A 20826-nucleotide genomic window follows, 5' to 3' on the forward strand; every position below is an offset into this window, starting at 1 on the left:
TTACATATGACCAACGCATTACTTGTACAGTTTTACTGTCGTATCACCTACCAATTATATATCAATTGTCATATTGTATTTAAAAGTCTATTAAATAAACAAAAACACCACCCAATAAAATAGGTGGTGTTTTTGTGTTGCATCTATCTAGAGCGATTAACCCGCTTGATCAATCAACATATTACGCAGATGACCGATTGCTTTGGTTGGATTCAAGCCTTTTGGACAAACGGATACACAGTTCATGATACCGCGGCAACGGAACAAGCTAAATGGATCGTCTAGACGAGCCAAACGCGCTTGAGTGTCACCATCACGGCTATCAGCAACAAAGCGATAAGCATGCAATAGTGCTGATGGGCCTAGGAACTTATCAGGGTTCCACCAGAATGATGGGCAGCTGGTAGAACAGCAAGCACATAAGATACATTCGTATAGACCGTTCAGCTTCTCACGCTGCTCAGGCGATTGTAGGCGCTCTGTTGGCGGTGCTGGCTGGTCATTGATTAAGTATGGGTGTACTTTTTCGTATTGCTCGTAGAATTGGTTCATATCGACAACCAAATCACGAACGACTGGAAGACCAGGCAACGGACGAACGGTTACTTTTTCTGGCAAAGTATTCATGTTGATTAGACATGCTAGACCATTTTTGCCATTGATGTTCATGCCATCAGAGCCACAGATGCCTTCACGGCAAGAGCGACGGAAGGTCAGTGTTTCATCTTCCTTTTTTAGGCGTAATAACACGTCAAGCAACATACGATCTGAGTCTAACAACTCAACCGTATACGTTTGCATGCGTGGCGCTGCGTCCAGATCAGGATCGTAGCGATAGATTTCGATGGTGCGAGTACCTCGGCTCATAATGCTAAACTCCACACGTAGGTGATGGCGGGCATACAAAGATTGCAACAGGATGACGCTAACTCTTAATCCGTACTGATAAACGATATCAAATACCGATTAATAGTGTGTTAGCGCTGGCATGTGCATGTAGCTGGCGGTCACCTTTTTAATAAATTAATAAAGGATAAAACATTAACGCTGCTGTATATCAGGCGCAACATCTAAGATTAATAGACGCGAACTTTTGGCTCGATATAATCAACCGTCAATGGAACTTTGCGAACTGGCTTATAAATAATGCGATTGCCTTCAGAATACCATAAGGTATGCTTCATCCAATCGTGGTCATTACGGCCGTTTGGTGCATAGTCATCATCTTCTGGACGATCGTAGTCAGACACACTGTGAGCGCCGCGACTTTCATGACGCATCGCTGCTGAGATCATCGTCGCTTTAGCCACTTCATACAAGTTGGCAACTTCGAAAGCTTCGATACGCGCAGTGTTAAAGACTTGTGATTTATCAGCCAAATGAATCTGGTCGATTTTGTCGCCTAGCGCTAAAATTTTCTCAACGCCTTCGTCCATCATTGCTTGGGTACGGAATACGCTAGCATGCATCTGCATCGCTGCACGAATCTCATCAGCTACATCTTGAGCATTGTAACCTTCAGTAGACTGTTGCAGCTTGTCCAAACGACGCATAGTGTAGTCAAGCACACGAGGATCAAGTGGTTTGTAGTTATGATCAGCATGATGGAATTCATCAACGATATGCTTACCAGCAGCACGGCCAAATACCAATAGATCAAGTAGTGAGTTCGTACCTAGACGGTTAGCACCGTGGACACTGACACACGCACATTCGCCGATAGCGTAAAGACCTTTAACGACAGTACCGTTAGCATATAAACCGTCTTCATCCGTACCCGCTTCTAGATCAGGCGTGATTACTTGACCATGAATTGTGGTTGGAATACCGCCCATCATATAATGAATGGTTGGGATAACTGGGATAGGCTCTTTAGTGATGTCTACGTTAGCAAAGTTTTTGCCAATCTCGAATACTGATGGCAGACGCTTCATGATAGTTTCAACACCCAAATGCGTCATATCCATAACGATATGGTCGGCATTAGGACCACAACCACGGCCTTCTTTGATTTCTTGATCCATAGAGCGTGATACTAGATCACGTGGTGCCAAGTCTTTTACGGTTGGCGCATAACGCTCCATAAAGGCTTCGCCATCTTTATTACGTAAGATAGCGCCTTCACCGCGGCAACCTTCAGTCAATAGTACGCCTGCACCATGAACGCCCGTTGGGTGGAACTGCCAGAATTCCATATCTTGTAATGGAATACCTGCACGTACCGCCATGCCAATACCGTCACCAGTATTGATATAAGCATTGGTGGAAGCCGCAAAGATACGGCCTGCACCACCAGTCGCTAGGACAGTAATCGGTGACTGGAATACAGCAATAGTACCAGTCTCTTGCTCAAGTGCGATGACGCCGTTGATGTTACCAGCTTCATCTTTGATCAAATCAAGCGCAATCCACTCGATGAAAAACTCAGTACCTTGCTCTAGGTTTTTCTGATATAGCGTATGTAGCAGTGCATGACCTGTACGGTCAGCAGCAGCACAAGCACGTTGAACGGCTTTTTCGCCATAGTTAGAGGTATGACCACCAAACGGACGCTGATAGATCGTGCCATCTTCGTTACGGTCAAAAGGCATGCCCATGTGCTCAAGCTCATAAACGACTTTTGGCGCTTCGCGGCACATGTATTCGATAGCGTCTTGGTCACCTAACCAATCTGACCCTTTAACAGTGTCATAAAAGTGAAAGTGCCAGTTATCGTTACTCATGTTACCCAAGCTTGCACCGATACCGCCTTGAGCTGCTACCGTGTGCGAACGGGTTGGGAATACTTTGGTCAGGACAGCAACCTTCATACCTGCTTCTGCCAAATGTAGTGAAGCACGCATACCTGAGCCGCCACCACCAACGATGACTGCATCGTAGTTGAGGGTCTTAATATTACTAATGGTATTATCTTGTCTAGTTGCCATTACGGTTTTCCTGATGCCTGTTAATGCTTAGAATTAAATAAAAAAGCTGTATTAAGCGTCATCTCATTGCAGGGCTAAATGTTATATTTATTCAGCCATTAAACGCAATTACTTAAAATGAGGACACAAACAACCTTTGGCCACTTAATTTGCATATCTATCTTTATATTGAGCCAATTTCATCTACTTTCAAATTGACTCAGCAGTCTTTAAGTGACTGCTCAAGTCAGAAATTGCCCAATGCTATGACTATTATCGGCTATAACGGATGGCTTTGGAGTCATTCAGCAGCTGATAGTGCTACTGAGTGCATCCGCTATTATTTATAGATAGTAAAGGTATGAATTAATGGTTAAACAGCAGCGATACCGAAGCCGTTACCCCAAAAAATCATAATGCCCCAAAATAGAAATACTAAAATAGCGATAATCATCAATGACTGTAATACCAAACGTAGACCTGCCGCGCTTGAGCCCAACTTGCCTGTTGTAATATAGTCAGTAAACACTGTCCACATGCCAACCCAAGCATGGCCAGCTAGTGCAAGTACTGCCACTAAGCTAAACAAACGCATTGGTAGGCTGGTCATGAATGATGACCATTCAACGAAAGTGACATTGCCATGGGTCAAAAAGAAGCCTAGCAATACCACACTATAAACGGCTAAAACGACAGCACTAATACGCTGAATAATCCAATCACGTGAGCCTGAACCTGTCAGACCAGTCGCGCTTTTGATTCCTGAATCATTTTTTATCATTAGAACATCACCCATACAAATGACGCGACAACTAAAATCGCTGCAATCACAAAACTGACCATAGAGGCAGTGCGGCCAGATTTCAGCTCTTCATTCATGCCCATATCAGCAAATAAATGTTTGATACCCATCACAAAATGATATGCGATGGCTGCAACAAATATCCATGCCAAAAAGCGCACAAGTACATTGTCAAATACAGTTGCAAAACTCTCAGGCGATGCCAGTGAGTTCTGTAGTATCCACAGCATGACAGGAATCAATAAAAATAAAATAATGCCAGAGATACGATGCAAGATAGAGGCGATCGCGATCGGTGAGCGATTAACGCTAATCACTTGGCTTAGAGGCAGATCAATAGGTCGGTTGCTTTTCACAGCGGGCATCCTTTTGCGGTTATACTCCTGTATCTGCTATCAATGCTAGACATAAATAGTGTCAATTAAGCATCGAGCAACACACGAGACGAATAAAGTAAGGAAGAGCTAGCTGACTTCGTTTAGTTTGCGCTAAATATGAAGAAAGGATCATGTATATAAAGGTATGGATAGACGGCTCAATATCGCTTGTCGAACTGACAGGCCTATCAAACAACCTATCTATTATACAACAAAGAGAATAAACATGAGTAAGATCGACTAACCAGTCTATTTTTATAGGTCGTATGAAGAACAAGACAGCGTTACTATGTCTTCTATATCAGAGCAGACCTTATGCTGAGCAATCAAAACACTGTGCCAAACAAATAGAAAAGATTGGTTAAGAACAAAATTCAAACCATAGAATGCGGTTTGGCCTATCGTAATACCAGACAATCGTAAATAAGCATGAATAGAATACGCTCTGAGCGACACTATAGCATGATCATTTGTTCATTCGCGCAAAGCTAGTGCTAGTTAATGGCTACAATTATAAAATGACTGAGCGATAATTACAAACTTATCCATCTAGTAAGAATATATACATACTGGATCGATAAATTCGTTAACAAAGACAATGCTGATTTTCAATAGCAATTATTATCAAAACCGTCACTTGCTTGCTAGGTATGCTCTGCCAGTTTTTGCTGTGATTGTTTGTGAGATTTGTCTCTGAATTATATTGAAAAACCGAAAATATTAGACTCGTAATGCTGCTGTAGACTTTCTCATGAAGAGATGTATTTTAAGTAAAATAACCTGACAGACATATTTTGATACAAAGTTTACAGCCGATAAGCACTATTAGCGCACGTCTATTGGTGGTCTAGCGAGTAAAAGTCTTTTCAAAACTTAAGTAATAACTGCTAATATAGCCTGCATATTAAATGGGTCACATTCATTTTGGCCATTTGACTATTTATGACGCGAGGGTGTGCGTCACTATTATTTTTGTTCTAACAAGTTAAAACAATGGAGATTAAATTATGGCTGACAATCAAGCCACATTGACCGTAGATGGTAAGGACTACCAACTTCCTATTACTGAAGGTACTTTAGGACCGTCAGTAATCGAAGTTGCTGCTTTCCAACAAGCTGGCTACTGGACCTATGATCCAGGTTTCATGGCAACCGCTCCTGTCGAATCAAAAATCACCTTCATTGATGGTGGTAAAGGCGAGCTATTGCATCGCGGCTACCCTATTGACGAGTTAGCAAACAATGCTGAATACCTAGAAGTCGCTTATGCGCTGATTCATGGTGATCTGCCTAACAGCGATCAAAAAGCTGTTTTCTTTGAAAAAATCCGCGAGCATACTGCTGTTCATGATCAATTGCGTAAGTTCTTTGAAGGCTTCCGCCGTGACGCGCATCCGATGGCTATTATGGTTGGTGTCGTTGGTGCTTTATCAGCGTTCTATCATGAAGACCTAGACGTGAGCAATGAAGAACATCGCGAAATCACAGCTATTCGTCTGATTGCTAAGATGCCTACGCTTGCTGCGATGAGTTACAAATACTCTCAGGGCGAACCGTTCATGTATCCGCGTAATGACTTTAACTACGCAGAAAACTTCTTATACATGATGTTTGCAACGCCTGCTGATGTGGATTATCAGAAAAACGATGTCATCACTCGCGCAATGGACAAAATCTTTACTTTGCACGCTGACCATGAGCAAAACGCTTCTACCTCAACGGTACGTTTAGCAGGCTCTACAGGTGCTAACCCTTATGCATGTATCGCTGCTGGTATCGCTGCACTTTGGGGACCATCACATGGCGGCGCGAATGAAGCTGTTCTTGAGATGCTAGATGAAATCGGTACGGTTGAAAATGTGCCTGAATTCATGGAAAAAGTGAAAAGCCGTGAAGTGAAGCTAATGGGCTTTGGTCACCGTGTCTACAAAAACTTCGATCCACGTGCTCAAGTAATGAAAGAGACTTGTGATGAAGTACTAGAAGCACTCGGTATCAATGATCCTAAGCTTGAGCTAGCGATGGCGCTTGAAAAAATTGCTTTAGAAGACCCGTTCTTCATCGAGCGTAATCTGTATCCAAACGTTGATTTTTACTCTGGTATCATCTTGAAAGCCATTGGTATCCCAACGTCAATGTTTACCGTAATCTTCGCATTGGCTCGTACTTCTGGTTGGATCAGCCATTGGTTAGAGATGCACAGTGCACCATTCAAAATTGGTCGCCCACGTCAGTTATATACTGGTGAAACGCGCCGTGATTTTGTAAAGGTCGAAGATCGCAAGTAAGCTAAATAGTATTTGAGCAATAAAAAATCCCGCCATCGTGCGGGATTTTTTATTGCTTTATTTTTAGATAAAAGTATTAGCTCTATTTAATACGATTACGGGTTCGAGCGTGCTCAATATCTTTAGTTATTGAAACTCTTTTAAAGTCTGCTCGTACTTGGCAATCTGTTCATCATATCCTTCGATGGTGTCATTAAATTTGGTCATCAATGTCTCAAACTCTGTTTGTTGGTCGAGCTTCATTTGTTGCATATCGATTACTTGCTGAGCTTCTATTTGTTCCCATACCTGATGCTGAATGATCAAACGTGCCAGCGCTGGGCTCTTTGCACTGACCCGTCCAGCAATCTCTGCGTGTTCAAATAACTGCGGCACCAAAGTTGCTATATCGATTAGCGTGTCAGAATCTTCTGCACTGAGCGGTGTGGTCACAGGCTGATACAGTGCATCCATCGTTTGTTGATAGCGTTCTATGATTTGATCTTCGGTCAACATGACAGGTTTACGCGGCTCAAGACTGATACGCTTTAATACAGTCAAATCACGTTCACCCACCTCAGTACTTGTATTGATATCGGCATCTACGTCTGTTTTGCTATCTACAGTGGTAGGTAGTACTGGGCTAGTCGCAGTTGTACCTTGTCCAGTGCTGGTTTTCGGATTATCCGCGCCACTAGTATCTATTGTAGAAGCTGCTGGAGACGCAAGCTCACCCGTTGTTGTCTCATTGACGTTACTACTGGTGCCCGTATCATTATCTAAGAGCAAGGCTTCGCTGTCTGAGGCATCAGCAGCTTCCAACGATTCATACTCTGCCTGCAAACGACGTTGCAATCCCAATGCTTGGGTAACATATATCGGCTGAAACTGTTTTATACGTGCTTTAGCCGAATCACTTTGCGGCATCGTTTGACTGTCTTCTTCACTTGTTTTTTCACTGGGCTGACTGTTATCTGTCGCAGGCTGTGTCTCTGATTGCTGTTGGCAACCCGTTAAAAACAACGTGCCTGCCAACGCACTGGCCAGTAAGGCTGACTTATAATAGGTGTCACTATTTGGTGTCACTGACAGAAGTCTAAACATGAGCGTACACATCCTTTGATAAAGCAAAGCAATTAGGGGTTAAATGGTAACCGTCTTTCATTATTAACGTGTTTCTGAGCACATGATTGCATTAGCTGTGACAGAGACGATCAATTACTGACTGTCCTTATAGTTGACGACGGCGGATATTATCAGTTATCAAAAATGGAATGCAATCTTCTAAATCTTGGCAGTTTTGGCCTCGCTGATGACGCAAAAAATAATCTTGAACCATGCGAGCCTGCTGCTCGATACCATACTTAAAAAACGACTTTCCAGTCTCTAGTACATAATTGTAGCGCCTATCCATCAGCGCCCCACGCACGACTTTCAGGCCTTGTTGCAACTGCCACACATGCGTGAGCTCATGTATGAGCCAACTTTGCTTACTTAGTGAAGCCTCGCTAAAATCTGCAATCCAGTCAGCTGGATTAAAATAAATATTGCCATTTGGGCTTACAGCATAGTTTTTTAGTACCCACCAAGCAGTCTTTAGTTGCACTCCATCCAGTCTGATACTGTCACCAAAGACCGATTGCGCCAGTACGATCTCGCCAGTGGTCAAGAAACGTGACTGTTGCTTGCCTGTATCACTACGCAAGTAACGATTGAAAAACCCTTTACGAGTCGATTTAGTTATCTTCAGTGTCATCCCTTATATTTGACAGGCTATTTCTAATAGCCATACTTAACGAACAGTACTTAATGAATAGTTCTTGTCATTACATTAGAACTATTAATAGTAGAGCCTTTAATATAGGTGAATCATGAGAACTAAAGCATCGAGGACATAAGCTATACGCTTAGTTAGCTTTCATTAACATATTTTTGCGTTAGCCTAGGGCATATATGCATTATCTATAACAAATACTACCTTATAAACTAGCCTATTTTCGCTATTAATGTCTAATACTCATTGCTATTATAAAATTACTGCGAGAATCATGCCAAAAAATAAGGGTTCCAAAGCAATAACAGTAATTAAAGTAGCATAGTACATTGCTATATAGATTTTGCTATCAAAGCCCACGAGTGACTGCCGTTGTAGCCAACAGATAGATTTTTAATTTTCCAATAGAGAGTCTTATGCCACCTAATTTCCATGCGGATACCCCACTTGCTCAGCGTATGCGCCCCACTACATTGGCTGATATCATAGGTCAAGAGCATCTGCTAGCAGCAGGCGCACCCTTGCGGCGTTTGGTCGATCAAGGACACCTGCCGTCTATTATCTTGCATGGGGAAGCAGGTATCGGTAAGACAACTATTGCGATGCTGCTAGCAGATGCTGTTGGGCGTCCATTTCATGCGCTTTCCGCCTTGAATACTGGCGTCAAACAATTACGCGAAGTATTAGATAATAAGGACTCATTGGCATTTGAATCTCCTGTGGTGTTTATCGACGAGATTCATCGTTTTAATAAAGCACAGCAAGATGCACTACTGGGCGCAGTAGAGTCTGGCGATATTACCTTGATAGGTGCCACGACCGAAAACCCCTCATTCAGTGTCAACAATGCCCTACTCTCACGTTGTCAAGTGTATCGTCTAGAACCTCTGACACCAGAGCAAATCAGTGTGGTATTACAGCGAGCACTGTCGGAAGACAACGTGCTAAAAGAACTGACTGTCGATTTGCAAGCAAAAGACACTATCAGCCAACTGGCACATGGTGACGCTAGAAAGGCACTGAACTTATTAGAGCTTGCTGTTCAAACAGCTGACCCTAAGCAATCACCAATGCTCATTGATGATGCATTGGTCGGTCGGGTAGCACAGACGGCACTGGTGCGCTACGACAAAAATGGTGAGCAGCATTACGATATCGTCTCAGCAATGATAAAATCAGTACGTGGCTCCGATCCTGATGCTGCACTATATTGGATGGCGCGGATGCTGGTGGGCGGCGAGCCTGCTGACTTCATCGCGCGGCGTTTGGTCATTCTAGCAAGCGAAGATATCGGCAATGCCAATCCTAATGCCTTACTTCTTGCTGATGCCGCGTTGCGCAGTGTGCAGTCCATTGGTATGCCTGAGGCACGTCTAATTTTAGGGCAAGTGGTGGTTTATCTGGCGACCAGTGCCAAAAGTAATAGCACCTATAAAGCGATCAATGCTGCGATGGCATTGGCAGAAAAGGATGCCTCTCCTGTACCACTACATCTACGCAATGGCGTGACCAAGCTGATGCGACATCAAGGTTATGGTCAGTACTATGTCTATCCTCACGATTATCCCAACCATTACTATCCACAGTCTTATTTACCAGACAACTTAATCGGCACACGCTTTTATGAGTTTGCAGACAATCAACGAGAGCAGCATAGCAAACAATTTATGGAATGGCTAAAAACCCAAGCAGCAAGTAATGACTAACCATGTATAACATGGCTCGGATCATTATGTAACGTGCACTTTAATGCATAAATGGTAGCGGTCATTGATAATACTTATGACTATTTTTGACATACTGAACGATATAGTGGGAAGATGACACAGCACGTTGCGATGAAAAGCGTTAAAATAACCTCATAATGAACTATACAAGCCATTAAGTGCGTCACTTTTTATTTGAATGACATTACTGATAGCGCGCTTTGCTTGACCGTAACAGCGCTTTGTATCATCTGCTGCTACAATAGGCAGATAATGCTCTATATTCCAAATCACACCTATCTATAAATAATAAGACATTGAGATTTACTATGAGTTTAAATACGATCCCTGAGATTATCGAAGACATTCGTGCTGGTAAAATGGTCGTCTTGATGGATGATGAAGACCGCGAAAACGAAGGTGATATCATCATGGCAGCGACCCATGTGCGCCCTGAAGATATTAACTTTATGATTACCCATGCGCGTGGCTTAGTCTGTTTGACTATCTCACAAGCGCGTGCACATCAGCTGTCTTTACCACTGATGTCTGAGCGCAACGAAGCGAAATTCAGCACCAACTTTACTGTATCAATCGAAGCGGCTGAAGGCGTTACGACTGGTATTTCTGCTGCCGATCGCGCCCGTACGATTCAAGCAGCGGTATCTGCTACTGCTAAAGCTGAAGATATTGTACAGCCTGGCCATATCTTCCCTATCATCGCACAAGATGGTGGCGTATTGCATCGCGCTGGTCACACAGAAGCAGGTTGTGACTTATCACGCTTAGCAGGTCTTGAACCAGCATCTGTACTGGTCGAAATTATCAATGCTGATGGTACGATGGCACGTCGTGATGATCTTGAGATCTTTGCCAAAGAGCATGATTTAAAAATAGGTACGATTGCCGATCTTATCAACTATCGTATTGCGAATGAGCAAACAGTAGAAGAAGTAGAATCACATCCTTTTGAAACTGAACATGGTACGTTCACCTTGCATCGCTTCCGTGAATTTGGTGCTGATGAGACCCATTTAGCATTAGTCAAAGGCGATGTCAGCGAAGGCATCAGTACGGTACGTGTTCATGGCTTCCATCCATTACGTGATTTGTTTGCGGCCAAAAATGACATGACCGGCCGTAGTGGCTGGAGCGTACAAGCGGCATTAAAAGAAATTAGCGCCTCAGATCGCGGTGTATTGGTTTGGATTGGTAGTAACCAAGCAGTTGATTTAGGGGATGCGTTAGATAAAGCCGCAGATAATGAATCGCAATCAACGCTCACTCAACAGCCGTATCGTAGCGTTGGTGTTGGCGCACAAATATTACGTCACTTAGGTGTCCGTGATATGCGCCTATTGTCATCACCGATGAAGTTTTTTGCTCTTTCAGGCTTTGATCTGAACGTGGTTGATTTTGTTCAAGCACCGCAACAAAACTAATATCTGCTTGCACTATTGAGTCGAAAAGCTAAGATTAAAAAAGGGCACGCTAGCGTAATGTTAGCGTGCCCTTTTATTTTAACTGCTGGGGTCATCATTATTCAGAGGTTAACGATTCATCTAGACAGGCCCTAATATAGACAGTGATTGGTATAGATAGACCTTACGCTAAAGCTCAGGTACGTGACCAAACTCTGCCTCTAATGCCAACAGTTTTTCGCGTTCCTTGATCGTCCACGGCAATTTATTTACCCCATCACTGTCAAGACGCACCACAACTGCTGATGCTGTGGCGACGACTATATTCTGCGCAGTACTATAGTAGCTATACTCCATTGCCATACTGGTGTTACCCAAACGCTGACAGCGAACCCCTAACAGTAGGGTATCAGGATACGTCACTGGGCGTAAATACTGGCAACTCGACTGCGCCAATACGGTCACCATGCTGCCATCGAACATGTCTAGCGCATGTAAATAACCAATGCGTGCTGACTCTGAGTAACGATAATAAACCACGTTATTTAAGTGATTAAAGGCATCCATTTCACCCCAGTGAATAGGCTGATGATGAATCACTGCATAATGTGCCAGTGCTTCAGGACGAGGATAATACTCTGGTGCAGACACCAAACCTGATTGCTTATCAAAACTGCTCATAACTTACCTTATTGCTTGTATTGTCTGTGTCTAAATTTTTGAGAATTGGCCTAATTTTGGGGTTTTTCCAAAATTTGCGTGGTCAGTAACGGCGTGGGTTTGGGTGCATTGGCGATCAGTTGATCGAGCCAAGCGATCACTTCTGACACATCACTAGGTGATGTCATCGTCTCTACGTTATTCTGTCCACTGGCTGGTTTTTTATTGGACTGTACGATGCCGATTGCACTGTCTTGTGAGCGCTTTTTATTATCACTGGTAGGTACTTTGGGTACCAGGGTTTTAAGCTGTTTGCGAGCTTGGGTCAAATACCCAATCAGCTGATCTTGCTTACGCATATTGCTCGATTGACTGGCTAAATTCAACGTCATGATGACTTCATGAATCGTCAGCTGTCTGCGTGTCAATGTCGAGTCATTGCTAATAGATGTCTTGTTTGCGACACGATTGGTCTTGTCCTCAGTCACTGTATCTACTAGCTCACGTCGCTGAATATCGGCGCCCTCATAGCTGCCAAGGCGCTCGTGACTGTGTAAAAAGTCTTGGATATTTTGAATCGCAAGATTTTGTATTTGCCAAGGGCTAGGTTGCGAGCTTTGTGCCTGCAAGCGTTCAATATCTTTCATAAGGCTTTGTTTAATCACAATGGTCAACGCTGGCGCAATCTCATTACTCTTTTGTGCAAGCTGCCAATGCAGACCTCGTAACAGCTCTATGGCTGCGCCATCATCGCTGTCCGCCAACAACCTATCAGCCGCTTTTATCTGGAGTCGCAATAGATCGAGCTGATTTTGTGCTTGGCTACTGGCTTTGACGCTAGGTGTTGGCAAGGTCTGCTGGCTCACAGCAAACAAACGATCGTCCATCTCATTTAAACGACTGACCACTTGTTCGTTGCTTTGCAAGCGCTCATTGATACTATGTTGAAAGCGCTGCTGGCTGATATACAGCCATAATAATGCAGCGATAAGCAATAGGATAACGAACCACTGCATGCGCAATAACAGAATATTTGCTTGACGGCGCTGTTGAACCGTAGAAGGATCTTTAGGTAAAGATTCAGAATTCATTGACATAGGGCAGTACCGTTATGGATAGGTATAAACGTGTTTAGAGCAAATAATAAATTTGAGATACTATATTTGACATATCATGTTTCAGAAGTAATGGCACAAAGAATCGTATCTAGTGCCAAATCTTCTACGCGCCAGTGATTTAAGTGCTGAGCGGCGACTATATTGGCCAAACGCTCACCCAGTACCACATAAGAGAAATCTGATAATATGAGCTGGGTACTATGCTGAGTATCAGTTACTGTATAAATGCCATTTTCTGTATGACTGTCCATTGCTAGAGATGTAGCTGGTGCAGGTTCGATAGCCTGTGTTTGTGCTTCTTTGACAGTAGTTGTCCAGTGTTCAAAGGCTACTCCACTGCTCACGATTACGATTGGCTTTGGCCGCTGTGGGGCTGCGACACCTGAGACTGCATCACCTGCCAAAAATTGCTGTTGCCACTGCTGATATTGAGTTGCCGCATCGCTAGGCATGCTGCGCTCATACCATGCAATACTATCGATATGAACCCCTCGCGCCTCTAAGGTATCGACCAATAGTCGTCGCCCACCCAACCCACGCCATATCAGTAGTTTATCCCCTGCTTGCAAATCCTCAATTTCTGGCATGGCCAGCATACCTTCATTATTGGCCACGGTAGGCTGCAATATCTGGTAGCTTGCTATAACTGATATGTCTGACTGGCTGAGTACTGCAGCAGTTGCTGTGCCAACCGCAATGAGAGGGCTTGGTGGCTGCAAAACCTGACAATCTGTCTCTACTCGCTCATCATTATTAGCCTGAACATGATGTTTAAGGGACTGCCAAACCGCCAATCCTGCAGCGGCAGCCGTCGGGCTAATGATGACCAATGCTTTGTACTCACCAGCCAGCCATTGTCGCATTATTGCCATGTCACTATCAGTCGTAGGACGGGACTGTAGCGCCAGCATTGGTATCTCAACCACTGTCATTCCAGCCGCTTGTAGATACTCAGTCAGTGCTGCTGCACGCGCCAACGGTCTTGTATTGATGACAATTTTTGGCACTGATGAAGGCGTGTCAGTGGATGTATCACTATGAATCGAGGTCGTATGAGTTGACATTGATGACATAAAAGTACCACAGTGCAATGATGAATAACTGACGATTAATAACACTAAATAGGCTCAATCGCAGGCTATAGTCAATCTTTTATAAAAGAGTTAAGGCGTTAACCTTGCTTGAGGTATCACATATACATCTGTAGTCGGTTGCCTTGTACCTCTTTTAAACTGAATCAACTATAACCTATTCTATGGCTGGTCTATCAATTGAGTATCCTATGAACAACGCTTTATTCAGGATGATAAATCGCTGATAAAATAGCGCCAGCACCCTCAGTAAGTAGCATTTCTGCAACATCAATACCCAGCTGATTGGCCTGTATTTCCTGCTCATCTTGAGTACCAACTAAGGTGACCCTTTTATCTGATTTTAGCAGTTGACTGCCATCCGCTTGCCCGACTCGGCCACGCAGCCACAACACATTGCCGTGGTCGTTATTGCCACTTTCACCATTATCATCGTTGTTAGCGCTCGTCTCTTCTGCCATTTGTAAAACAGCATAAGCGGCAATCGGTACTTGACAGCCACCCTCTAAGTGACGGTTCAGCGCACGTTCAGCGATGAGGCGAATACGGGCCTTGGCATCATTCAGCGGGGCAAGTAATCTTAATACCTCGTCATCGCCTTCACGGCATTCAATTGCTAGTGCACCTTGACCAACCGCAGGTAAGCAAGCATCGATATCGAGCTCACCGCGAATTCGCTCATCAAGCTCAATACGTTGCAGCCCACTGGTCGCTAAAATAATGGCGTCATATTCACCAGCATCGAGCTTGCCCAACCGTGTACCCACATTGCCGCGTAGGGTCTTGATTTGTAGGTCAGGTCGATAGGCTTTGATCTGACATTGACGACGCAAACTTGAGGTGCCAACGACAGCTCCCTGTGGCAGCTCATCGATACTATTATAAGTGTTTGAGACAAAGGCATCTGTTGGGGAAGCGCGTTTGCAGTAGACGCCTAGCATCAAACCTTCAGGCAATTGCATCGGTACGTCTTTTAACGAATGGACTGCAATATCTGCTTGGTTCTCATACAAGGCTTGCTCGAGCTCTTTCACGAACAATCCTTTACCACCGATTTTGGCTAAAGGTGTATCCAAAATCTTGTCACCCTTAGTGACAATTTTTAGCAGGTTAATGGTCAGATCAGGATATAACGCCAATAAACGATCGCGAATATGCTCAGCTTGCCATAGCGCCAAAGGACTCTGACGTGTCGCGATATTTAGGGTAGTCAAAGCAGATGATTTTGGATTGCTCATAAAAGGCCTCAATAAGTTCAATACGATCGTCAGTGCTAATCATATCCGTGGCCATCATGTCATTACCAAGCGATACTATAAGGCGGTATCAAGCAATAGGTATGTTTGTCATAAATAGCAGGTGATATGGATCAGTGATAGTCAATACTGACGCAAAAAAATCCCCCTATTTAAGCATAAATAAGGGTTCGATGATATGGGATGATTATGTCACTCTTACTACAGCAGTATAAACTCACAACAATAGGGTCGGCCGTATCACACTCATCTAGTCTACGATATATCGTATGAGTACGGTATGGCTATTGGTTTCCTAGCTGTTCTTATTTTGCGAATGTTTAAGTTACATGCTTTGAATTTTATCACGCAATGCAGGCAAGTGACGACGGCTAACGGCTAATGTCTCATCAATGCCTTTAAAACGTATCTGGTACTGTCCTGCATCTAGCGTCTCTAAAAAATCCAAAAAACTCAAATTGATAATGGCATTGCGATGCACTCGAAACAGGCGATCATCGAACTCTAGCTCAAGCTCTTTTAGCGTCTCATCAATTAATACAATGCCATCTTTATGACGCACTTTGACGTACTTTTGGTCTGCTGCAAAATAGTAGATGTCTTTTAGCTTAATCAATTCTACACCGCGATGGGTGCGAGCAGCAATATGTTCACGTATTGGCCTAGCAGTGGGATCTTCGAGTTTACGGATCTCATTTAACTGTGCGGCATTCAAGTTTTTGGCTTTATTCAGTGCCTCTAATAGCTCATCTTTATTTGCAGGTTTTAATAAATAGCCAATAGCATTGGCTTTTAATGCAGCTATTGCATAATGATCATAAGCTGTGACAAATATGATTGCTGGTGGATGGTCAAGCTTTGCAAGCTCTTGAGCACAGCGTACACCGTCCATCTCAGGCATGCGAATATCTAATAATATGATATCTGGTTGCTGAGTCTTGACGGCGACGATGGCCTCTGACCCTGTGGTCGCTTGAGCAACAACGTCATGTCCTGACTCTTGTACGATTCTGACCAAACGCTCTCGCGCTAATGGCTCATCATCACAAACTACGATACGCATGTAAACTCCTATCCAAGGACGTACTTAATTTTTTGCTAAATAGTATGACCATAGTATTCATAGTCATTATCAATCACTTAGTATAAAAAATCTCAATTATTTTCTATCAATTTTTTAATAGTATTTTGACGAGATACGTCAGTTTTGTAGCGGTCAATATACGCGCGATACTTGTACGTTTACCACGGTGCAATTGTGTTGTATCGTATGTTGACGCTACTTACTGTTAATCGATATTTAACAAATAATAAGCAGTGCTGTTTTCGAACGTTTAAGACTTTAATATATTTAAGATTCTGCAATAAGCGTGCCATATAAATATTTACAGCCAGAACGCTTAAGGGAATCATTTAAAAATATAGCGTTATAGACCGACGTCTTGGAGGGGATAATCAATAACCGTCACGATTTGAGTGCTGGCCACTGTGCTATGAATATCGGCACTTTGGCCAAAATAGGCACGCAGACGATCCGCTTGAATATAAAAATTCATGTGCTGACGCAAATCGTGATTGATGATGAGTGTTTTTTTGGGAAGGGCGACATTGATTGTGATTGTGACTCGGTGCTGATGCCAAGTGACTTGAATGTCGATATAAATCGTTTCAGTGGTCATCTCCACCACGTTGAGCAGTATTTTTTCTAGTACGCTTTGTAGCGTCAGTGCTGTGATGACCATATCATACATCACATCCTCATCAGGTAGCTGCCAACTGACTTTGAGCTTATCGGCTAGCCGGCTAGACTCGATGGCCAAATAATGCTCACACAAATTGATCTCTTCTTCAAAGCTTATTTCACGCGCGCCACTAAAACTGGCACGAAACAATGCAGAGACGTGTTGCAATAAGGCCGCCGCTCTTGCTGGATTAGATTCGATCAAAGAGATCAGTGTATTAATGGTATTGAAAAAGAAATGCGGGGCAGTACGGGTTTTGATCAAGTCGTTCTGAGCGGTTAGCTTATATTCAAATGACAATTTTAGCGCATTGAGCTCGCGGTGACTGCGCAAAAAATACAATAAAAACACCAGCGTGAAACCACCTGTGAGTACCGTATTAAATAATAAGCTTAGCGCAAACAATTGAAAATTGTATTCTATCCAGCCAACATTGATCATGATTAATTCTACTAAAGTCATAGAAATAATAGTGGCTATCATGAGTAGTAAAACGATACGTATGCTGACACTAGGAATACTGGCTTGCTTTAAGATAGGTCGCAAATAATCGACCAAGTACAACGATGGCATGACGATTAGGGTGTTTTGTACCCAGCTACGCATGAATTGCATGATAAATGCAGACCATGTGGCCAGACCATGACGTTCAATCACCGTGAAGCATATAGACCAGAAAAAGATATACGTCAGCCACTGCCAAGGTCTCATCACTTCCATGAGTTTGGGAATAAAAAACTCTAAGCGCGTGGCTAGTAAGGCCACCTCATCATTTGCTATACTCGAGTTCTTATTCTGCTGACTTGTCTTGTACCGATATGAACGCCAATTCTTCAAAACCTAGTAATCCTGAATCAAGTAAAAGTTCATCTGTCTCTGATTTTAGCACAGATGGTTCTACAACAACCGCCCCAACACAAAACAGCGCTGCAAGTGGTCAAGGTCAGCAAATGTGGGGTGGCCGCTTTAGTGAAGCCACCGATAGCTTTGTTGCGGCTTTCACAGCCTCTGTGGGCTTTGACCAACGCTTTGCGCGTCACGATATCCAAGGCTCGATTGCTCATGCAACGATGCTAAACGAATGCGATATTTTGACCGCTGATGAAGTAGCCACTATCATCGACGGCCTACATCAAGTGCTGCGCGAGATTGAGGCTGGAGAATTTAACTGGTCAATCGCCCTCGAAGACGTCCATATGAACGTTGAATCACGCCTCACTGATATCATCGGTGCAGTTGGGAAAAAGCTCCATACTGGTCGTAGCCGTAACGATCAAGTGGCCACTGATATTCGCTTGTGGCTGCGTGAAGAGACAGACAATATCATCGCGCTATTAGTGCGTCTACAAAGCGGCTTGCTAGATTTGGCTGAGCAACATACTGATACCATCATGCCAGGTTTTACGCATTTGCAAACGGCACAGCCGGTCAGTTTTGGTCATCATGTGATGGCATGGTTTGAGATGCTGTATCGTGATACCGAACGTTTAGTCGACGCGCGTCGCCGTATCAATCAGATGCCACTTGGTAGCGCAGCACTCGCTGGCACGACGTTTCCAATTGACCGTACCATTACCGCTGAGTTGCTTGGCTTCGAAGGCATTTGCCAAAACTCACTTGATGCTGTCTCAGACCGTGATTTTGCGATTGAGTTCACCTCTGCCGCATCTATACTTATGATGCATATGTCTCGCATGAGTGAAGAGATTATCCTGTGGATGTCCGCGCAGTTTAACTTTGTGCAGATTCCAGATCGCTTCTGTACTGGCTCATCTATCATGCCGCAAAAGAAAAACCCTGATGTGCCAGAACTGGTTCGTGGTAAGGCAGCCCGTGTATTTGGTCAACTAATGACCCTGCTTAGTCTGATGAAAAGCCAGCCCCTCGCCTATAACAAAGACAACCAAGAAGACAAAGAACCTCTCTTTGATTGTGTTGATACCCTTACCGGCTGTTTATTGGCATTTGGTGACATGCTACCAAACATCACACCAAATAAAGAAAACATGCGCGCCGCCACCATGAAAGGCTATGCAACAGCGACCGACCTTGCAGATTATTTGGTACGCCAAGGAGTGGCGTTCCGTGATGCCCATGAAGTGGTGGGTAATGCCGTTGCTTTGGGTATCAAAGAAGGCGTTGATTTGAGCGATTTGTCATTGGCACAGTTACAGCAGTTTAGCGATGCTATCGGTGAAGATGTCTTCGATTATCTCACGCTAGAAGGCTCATTGGCCGCTCGTGACCACTTGGGTGGCACTGCGCCGAATCAAGTGAAACAAGCTGTTAGCCGTGGCCGTAACCGCTTAGAAGTATTTGCTTAACAGCTACTTTACGATTAAGTAGTGTATTAACCCAAAACTGCAAACACCCGCATCAGTAGCGGGTGTTTTTTATTGATGACGCTATGCTAGCACTTGCAAACAATACACCAGATACCCTTTGCTAAATGGTCTAAGACCGTTATCATAGAATCATATGACCATTTGGTTTCACCACTTACTATCACGAATAAGGAATGCCTGATGACTGAGACTTTTAATCCTCAAGCCAACACTGTATTTTGCCGTAAGTACAAACAAGACCTACCAAAGATGCCGCATCCACCTTTTCCTAATAAAAAAGGTCAAGAGCTCCAAGAAACCGTCTCTGAAAAAGCGTGGAAAGAATGGCTTGAGCATCAAACGATGCTTATCAATGAAAACCACTTGAGCATGCTAGATCCAGCAGCTAAAAAGTTTCTGACAGAGCAACGTGATAAGTTCTTAGATAATGAAGACTATGAGCGTGCACAAGGCTGGACGCCAGAAAGCTAATCAATCTAGACTTTGTCATCACCAATAAAAAACGCGCTATATTCAGCGCGTTTTTTATTGATCATAAGATAGTAGCTGTTATTAATCATCGTCATTGTTTAATAAGTCAAAGTCTGCAACTGAGATGTTACTGACTTGGCGGGCAGCCAAGCGATCATTGGCTTCTTGCACGGCTTTTTCGACCATTGCATAATCTGAATGGCGTACATCTTGGCCACTAATATAGTTAATCACCAGCTCTGCTACGTTTTGAGCATGGTCACCGATACGCTCAAGCGAGCGAAGTATCCACATGATATTGATGACTTTTGAGACTTGTCTTGAGTCTTCCATAATATAAGTCATCAAAGCACGAATAGCAGATTGATATTCGTTATTGACCACGCTGTCGTTGCGCATGACTTCAAATGCTTGCTCAGCATTCGATTGGCTAAAGGCTTCTAATGCGTTGTTGAGCATCAATCTTACCTGATTGCTCAAGTGTTGCACCTCGGCATAGCCGTATGCCGATTTGCCTTGTGCCGCGAGCTTGCTTGCCATTTTCGCGATTTTCACCGCCTCATCACCGACACGCTCTAAATCTACCACCCCTTTACTGATCGACATGACCAATCGCAAATCACTGGCGGCTGGCTGACGCTTTGCCACCAATAATAAAATATGTTCATCAAGCTCAACTTCCATCCGATTGATATCAAAATCCATATCAATGACTTCTTGTGCCAATGTCTCGTCTTTGTCAATGAGCGCACGAATGGCTTTGGCTACTTGGTTGGCAGCACTATCACCCATGTACAAAAATAAACGGATGGCTTCATCAAGATCTTGGTCAAAACTTTTGGAGATATGCTTGTCACTTTGCATGAGAGGTATTCCCTAAAATCCATATT

18 protein-coding genes are annotated in these 20826 nt (G+C 43.7%); 5 read left to right on the forward strand and 13 right to left on the reverse strand.

Going from position 1 to position 20826, the window contains the following annotated elements; all coding sequences use genetic code 11:
* Nucleotides 1-156: 156 nt before the first annotated feature.
* The 4 genes from I6E86_RS01845 to sdhC all read right to left on the reverse strand — a co-directional run bounded on the left by I6E86_RS01845 (nucleotide 157) and on the right by sdhC (nucleotide 4073).
* On the reverse strand, nucleotides 157-867 hold the full coding sequence (locus I6E86_RS01845) for a succinate dehydrogenase iron-sulfur subunit (protein WP_194196177.1): 711 nt from the start codon (nucleotides 865-867) through the stop codon (nucleotides 157-159).
* Between the two features lie 209 nt (nucleotides 868-1076).
* Nucleotides 1077-2927 (reverse strand): succinate dehydrogenase flavoprotein subunit, encoded by a 1851-nt coding sequence (gene sdhA / locus I6E86_RS01850; RefSeq protein ID WP_194363423.1) that lies wholly within the window; start codon nucleotides 2925-2927, stop codon nucleotides 1077-1079.
* Nucleotides 2928-3279: 352 nt separating this feature from the next.
* Complete coding sequence (sdhD, locus tag I6E86_RS01855) at nucleotides 3280-3666, reverse strand: succinate dehydrogenase, hydrophobic membrane anchor protein (protein ID WP_320154174.1); 387 nt, start codon at nucleotides 3664-3666, stop codon at nucleotides 3280-3282.
* A gap of 20 nt (nucleotides 3667-3686) precedes the next feature.
* Entirely contained in the window at nucleotides 3687-4073 is a 387-nt protein-coding gene (sdhC, locus tag I6E86_RS01860) for a succinate dehydrogenase, cytochrome b556 subunit (RefSeq protein WP_082624524.1), read from the reverse strand.
* Nucleotides 4074-5092: 1019 nt separating this feature from the next.
* Between sdhC and gltA the strand changes: the two genes are divergently transcribed.
* A complete protein-coding gene (gene gltA / locus I6E86_RS01865) occupies nucleotides 5093-6373 on the forward strand; it encodes a citrate synthase (protein ID WP_197174815.1) in 1281 nt (426 codons plus the stop codon).
* 126 nt (nucleotides 6374-6499) lie between these two features.
* On the opposite strand, the gene I6E86_RS01870 is transcribed toward gltA, so the two are convergent.
* Together I6E86_RS01870 and I6E86_RS01875 are read right to left on the reverse strand one after the other, a co-directional pair.
* Nucleotides 6500-7456 carry a hypothetical protein gene (locus tag I6E86_RS01870; RefSeq protein ID WP_197174816.1) on the reverse strand — a complete coding sequence of 319 codons (957 nt, stop codon included), beginning with the start codon at nucleotides 7454-7456 and terminating at the stop codon, nucleotides 6500-6502.
* Nucleotides 7457-7583: 127 nt separating this feature from the next.
* Nucleotides 7584-8108 (reverse strand): type IV secretion protein Rhs, encoded by a 525-nt coding sequence (locus I6E86_RS01875; RefSeq protein ID WP_227680476.1) that lies wholly within the window; start codon nucleotides 8106-8108, stop codon nucleotides 7584-7586.
* A 434-nt stretch (nucleotides 8109-8542) separates the two neighbouring features.
* Between I6E86_RS01875 and I6E86_RS01880 the strand changes: the two genes are divergently transcribed.
* Together I6E86_RS01880 and ribBA are read left to right on the forward strand one after the other, a co-directional pair.
* The gene (locus I6E86_RS01880) at nucleotides 8543-9832 is read left to right on the forward strand and encodes a replication-associated recombination protein A (protein WP_197174817.1); all 1290 of its coding nucleotides are present in this window, start codon (nucleotides 8543-8545) and stop codon (nucleotides 9830-9832) included.
* Between the two features lie 329 nt (nucleotides 9833-10161).
* The gene (gene ribBA / locus I6E86_RS01885; RefSeq protein WP_197174818.1) at nucleotides 10162-11274 is read left to right on the forward strand and encodes a bifunctional 3,4-dihydroxy-2-butanone-4-phosphate synthase/GTP cyclohydrolase II; all 1113 of its coding nucleotides are present in this window, start codon (nucleotides 10162-10164) and stop codon (nucleotides 11272-11274) included.
* A gap of 168 nt (nucleotides 11275-11442) precedes the next feature.
* Here ribBA and I6E86_RS01890 read toward each other — a convergent pair whose 3' ends face one another.
* From I6E86_RS01890 to I6E86_RS01915, 6 genes are all read right to left on the reverse strand, one after another.
* Complete coding sequence (locus I6E86_RS01890) at nucleotides 11443-11934, reverse strand: acyl-CoA thioesterase (RefSeq protein ID WP_197174819.1); 492 nt, start codon at nucleotides 11932-11934, stop codon at nucleotides 11443-11445.
* 50 nt (nucleotides 11935-11984) lie between these two features.
* On the reverse strand, nucleotides 11985-13010 hold the full coding sequence (locus I6E86_RS01895; RefSeq protein ID WP_197174820.1) for a hypothetical protein: 1026 nt from the start codon (nucleotides 13008-13010) through the stop codon (nucleotides 11985-11987).
* A gap of 74 nt (nucleotides 13011-13084) precedes the next feature.
* Nucleotides 13085-14104 carry a uroporphyrinogen-III synthase gene (locus I6E86_RS01900; RefSeq protein WP_197174821.1) on the reverse strand — a complete coding sequence of 340 codons (1020 nt, stop codon included), beginning with the start codon at nucleotides 14102-14104 and terminating at the stop codon, nucleotides 13085-13087.
* Between the two features lie 221 nt (nucleotides 14105-14325).
* Nucleotides 14326-15360: a hydroxymethylbilane synthase gene (gene hemC / locus I6E86_RS01905; protein ID WP_197174822.1), complete on the reverse strand. Its 1035-nt coding sequence runs from the start codon at nucleotides 15358-15360 to the stop codon at nucleotides 14326-14328.
* A 343-nt stretch (nucleotides 15361-15703) separates the two neighbouring features.
* Nucleotides 15704-16441, reverse strand: a complete 738-nt coding sequence (locus I6E86_RS01910) for a LytR/AlgR family response regulator transcription factor (RefSeq protein WP_194363412.1) — start codon at nucleotides 16439-16441, stop codon at nucleotides 15704-15706.
* Nucleotides 16442-16805: 364 nt separating this feature from the next.
* The gene (locus I6E86_RS01915; RefSeq protein WP_320158514.1) at nucleotides 16806-17885 is read right to left on the reverse strand and encodes a histidine kinase; all 1080 of its coding nucleotides are present in this window, start codon (nucleotides 17883-17885) and stop codon (nucleotides 16806-16808) included.
* Between the two features lie 185 nt (nucleotides 17886-18070).
* On the opposite strand from I6E86_RS01915, the gene argH reads away from it, so the two are divergent.
* Both argH and I6E86_RS01925 read left to right on the forward strand, forming a co-directional pair.
* Entirely contained in the window at nucleotides 18071-19444 is a 1374-nt protein-coding gene (gene argH, locus I6E86_RS01920; protein WP_197175032.1) for an argininosuccinate lyase, read from the forward strand.
* 201 nt (nucleotides 19445-19645) lie between these two features.
* Nucleotides 19646-19936, forward strand: a complete 291-nt coding sequence (locus I6E86_RS01925) for an oxidative damage protection protein (protein WP_194363410.1) — start codon at nucleotides 19646-19648, stop codon at nucleotides 19934-19936.
* Between the two features lie 81 nt (nucleotides 19937-20017).
* Here I6E86_RS01925 and phoU read toward each other — a convergent pair whose 3' ends face one another.
* Nucleotides 20018-20800 carry a phosphate signaling complex protein PhoU gene (phoU, locus tag I6E86_RS01930; protein ID WP_194363409.1) on the reverse strand — a complete coding sequence of 261 codons (783 nt, stop codon included), beginning with the start codon at nucleotides 20798-20800 and terminating at the stop codon, nucleotides 20018-20020.
* Nucleotides 20801-20826: the final 26 nt, after the last annotated feature.

Source organism: Psychrobacter sp. SWN149 (genome assembly GCF_015864565.1).
Classification (GTDB): domain Bacteria; phylum Pseudomonadota; class Gammaproteobacteria; order Pseudomonadales; family Moraxellaceae; genus Psychrobacter.

Coding starts and splice junctions, on each gene's coding strand:
- I6E86_RS01845 (WP_194196177.1), bottom strand. CDS start 867: ATGAGCCGAGGTACTCGCACCATCGAAATCTATCGCTACGATCCTGAT.
- sdhA (WP_194363423.1), bottom strand. CDS start 2,927: ATGGCAACTAGACAAGATAATACCATTAGTAATATTAAGACCCTCAAC.
- sdhC (WP_082624524.1), bottom strand. CDS start 4,073: ATGCCCGCTGTGAAAAGCAACCGACCTATTGATCTGCCTCTAAGCCAA.
- gltA (WP_197174815.1), top strand. CDS start 5,093: ATGGCTGACAATCAAGCCACATTGACCGTAGATGGTAAGGACTACCAA.
- I6E86_RS01870 (WP_197174816.1), bottom strand. CDS start 7,456: ATGTTTAGACTTCTGTCAGTGACACCAAATAGTGACACCTATTATAAG.
- I6E86_RS01875 (WP_227680476.1), bottom strand. CDS start 8,108: ATGACACTGAAGATAACTAAATCGACTCGTAAAGGGTTTTTCAATCGT.
- I6E86_RS01880 (WP_197174817.1), top strand. CDS start 8,543: ATGCCACCTAATTTCCATGCGGATACCCCACTTGCTCAGCGTATGCGC.
- ribBA (WP_197174818.1), top strand. CDS start 10,162: ATGAGTTTAAATACGATCCCTGAGATTATCGAAGACATTCGTGCTGGT.
- I6E86_RS01890 (WP_197174819.1), bottom strand. CDS start 11,934: ATGAGCAGTTTTGATAAGCAATCAGGTTTGGTGTCTGCACCAGAGTAT.
- I6E86_RS01895 (WP_197174820.1), bottom strand. CDS start 13,010: ATGTCAATGAATTCTGAATCTTTACCTAAAGATCCTTCTACGGTTCAA.
- I6E86_RS01900 (WP_197174821.1), bottom strand. CDS start 14,104: ATGTCATCAATGTCAACTCATACGACCTCGATTCATAGTGATACATCC.
- hemC (WP_197174822.1), bottom strand. CDS start 15,360: ATGAGCAATCCAAAATCATCTGCTTTGACTACCCTAAATATCGCGACA.
- I6E86_RS01910 (WP_194363412.1), bottom strand. CDS start 16,441: ATGCGTATCGTAGTTTGTGATGATGAGCCATTAGCGCGAGAGCGTTTG.
- argH (WP_197175032.1), top strand. CDS start 18,071: ATGTGGGGTGGCCGCTTTAGTGAAGCCACCGATAGCTTTGTTGCGGCT.
- I6E86_RS01925 (WP_194363410.1), top strand. CDS start 19,646: ATGACTGAGACTTTTAATCCTCAAGCCAACACTGTATTTTGCCGTAAG.
- phoU (WP_194363409.1), bottom strand. CDS start 20,800: ATGCAAAGTGACAAGCATATCTCCAAAAGTTTTGACCAAGATCTTGAT.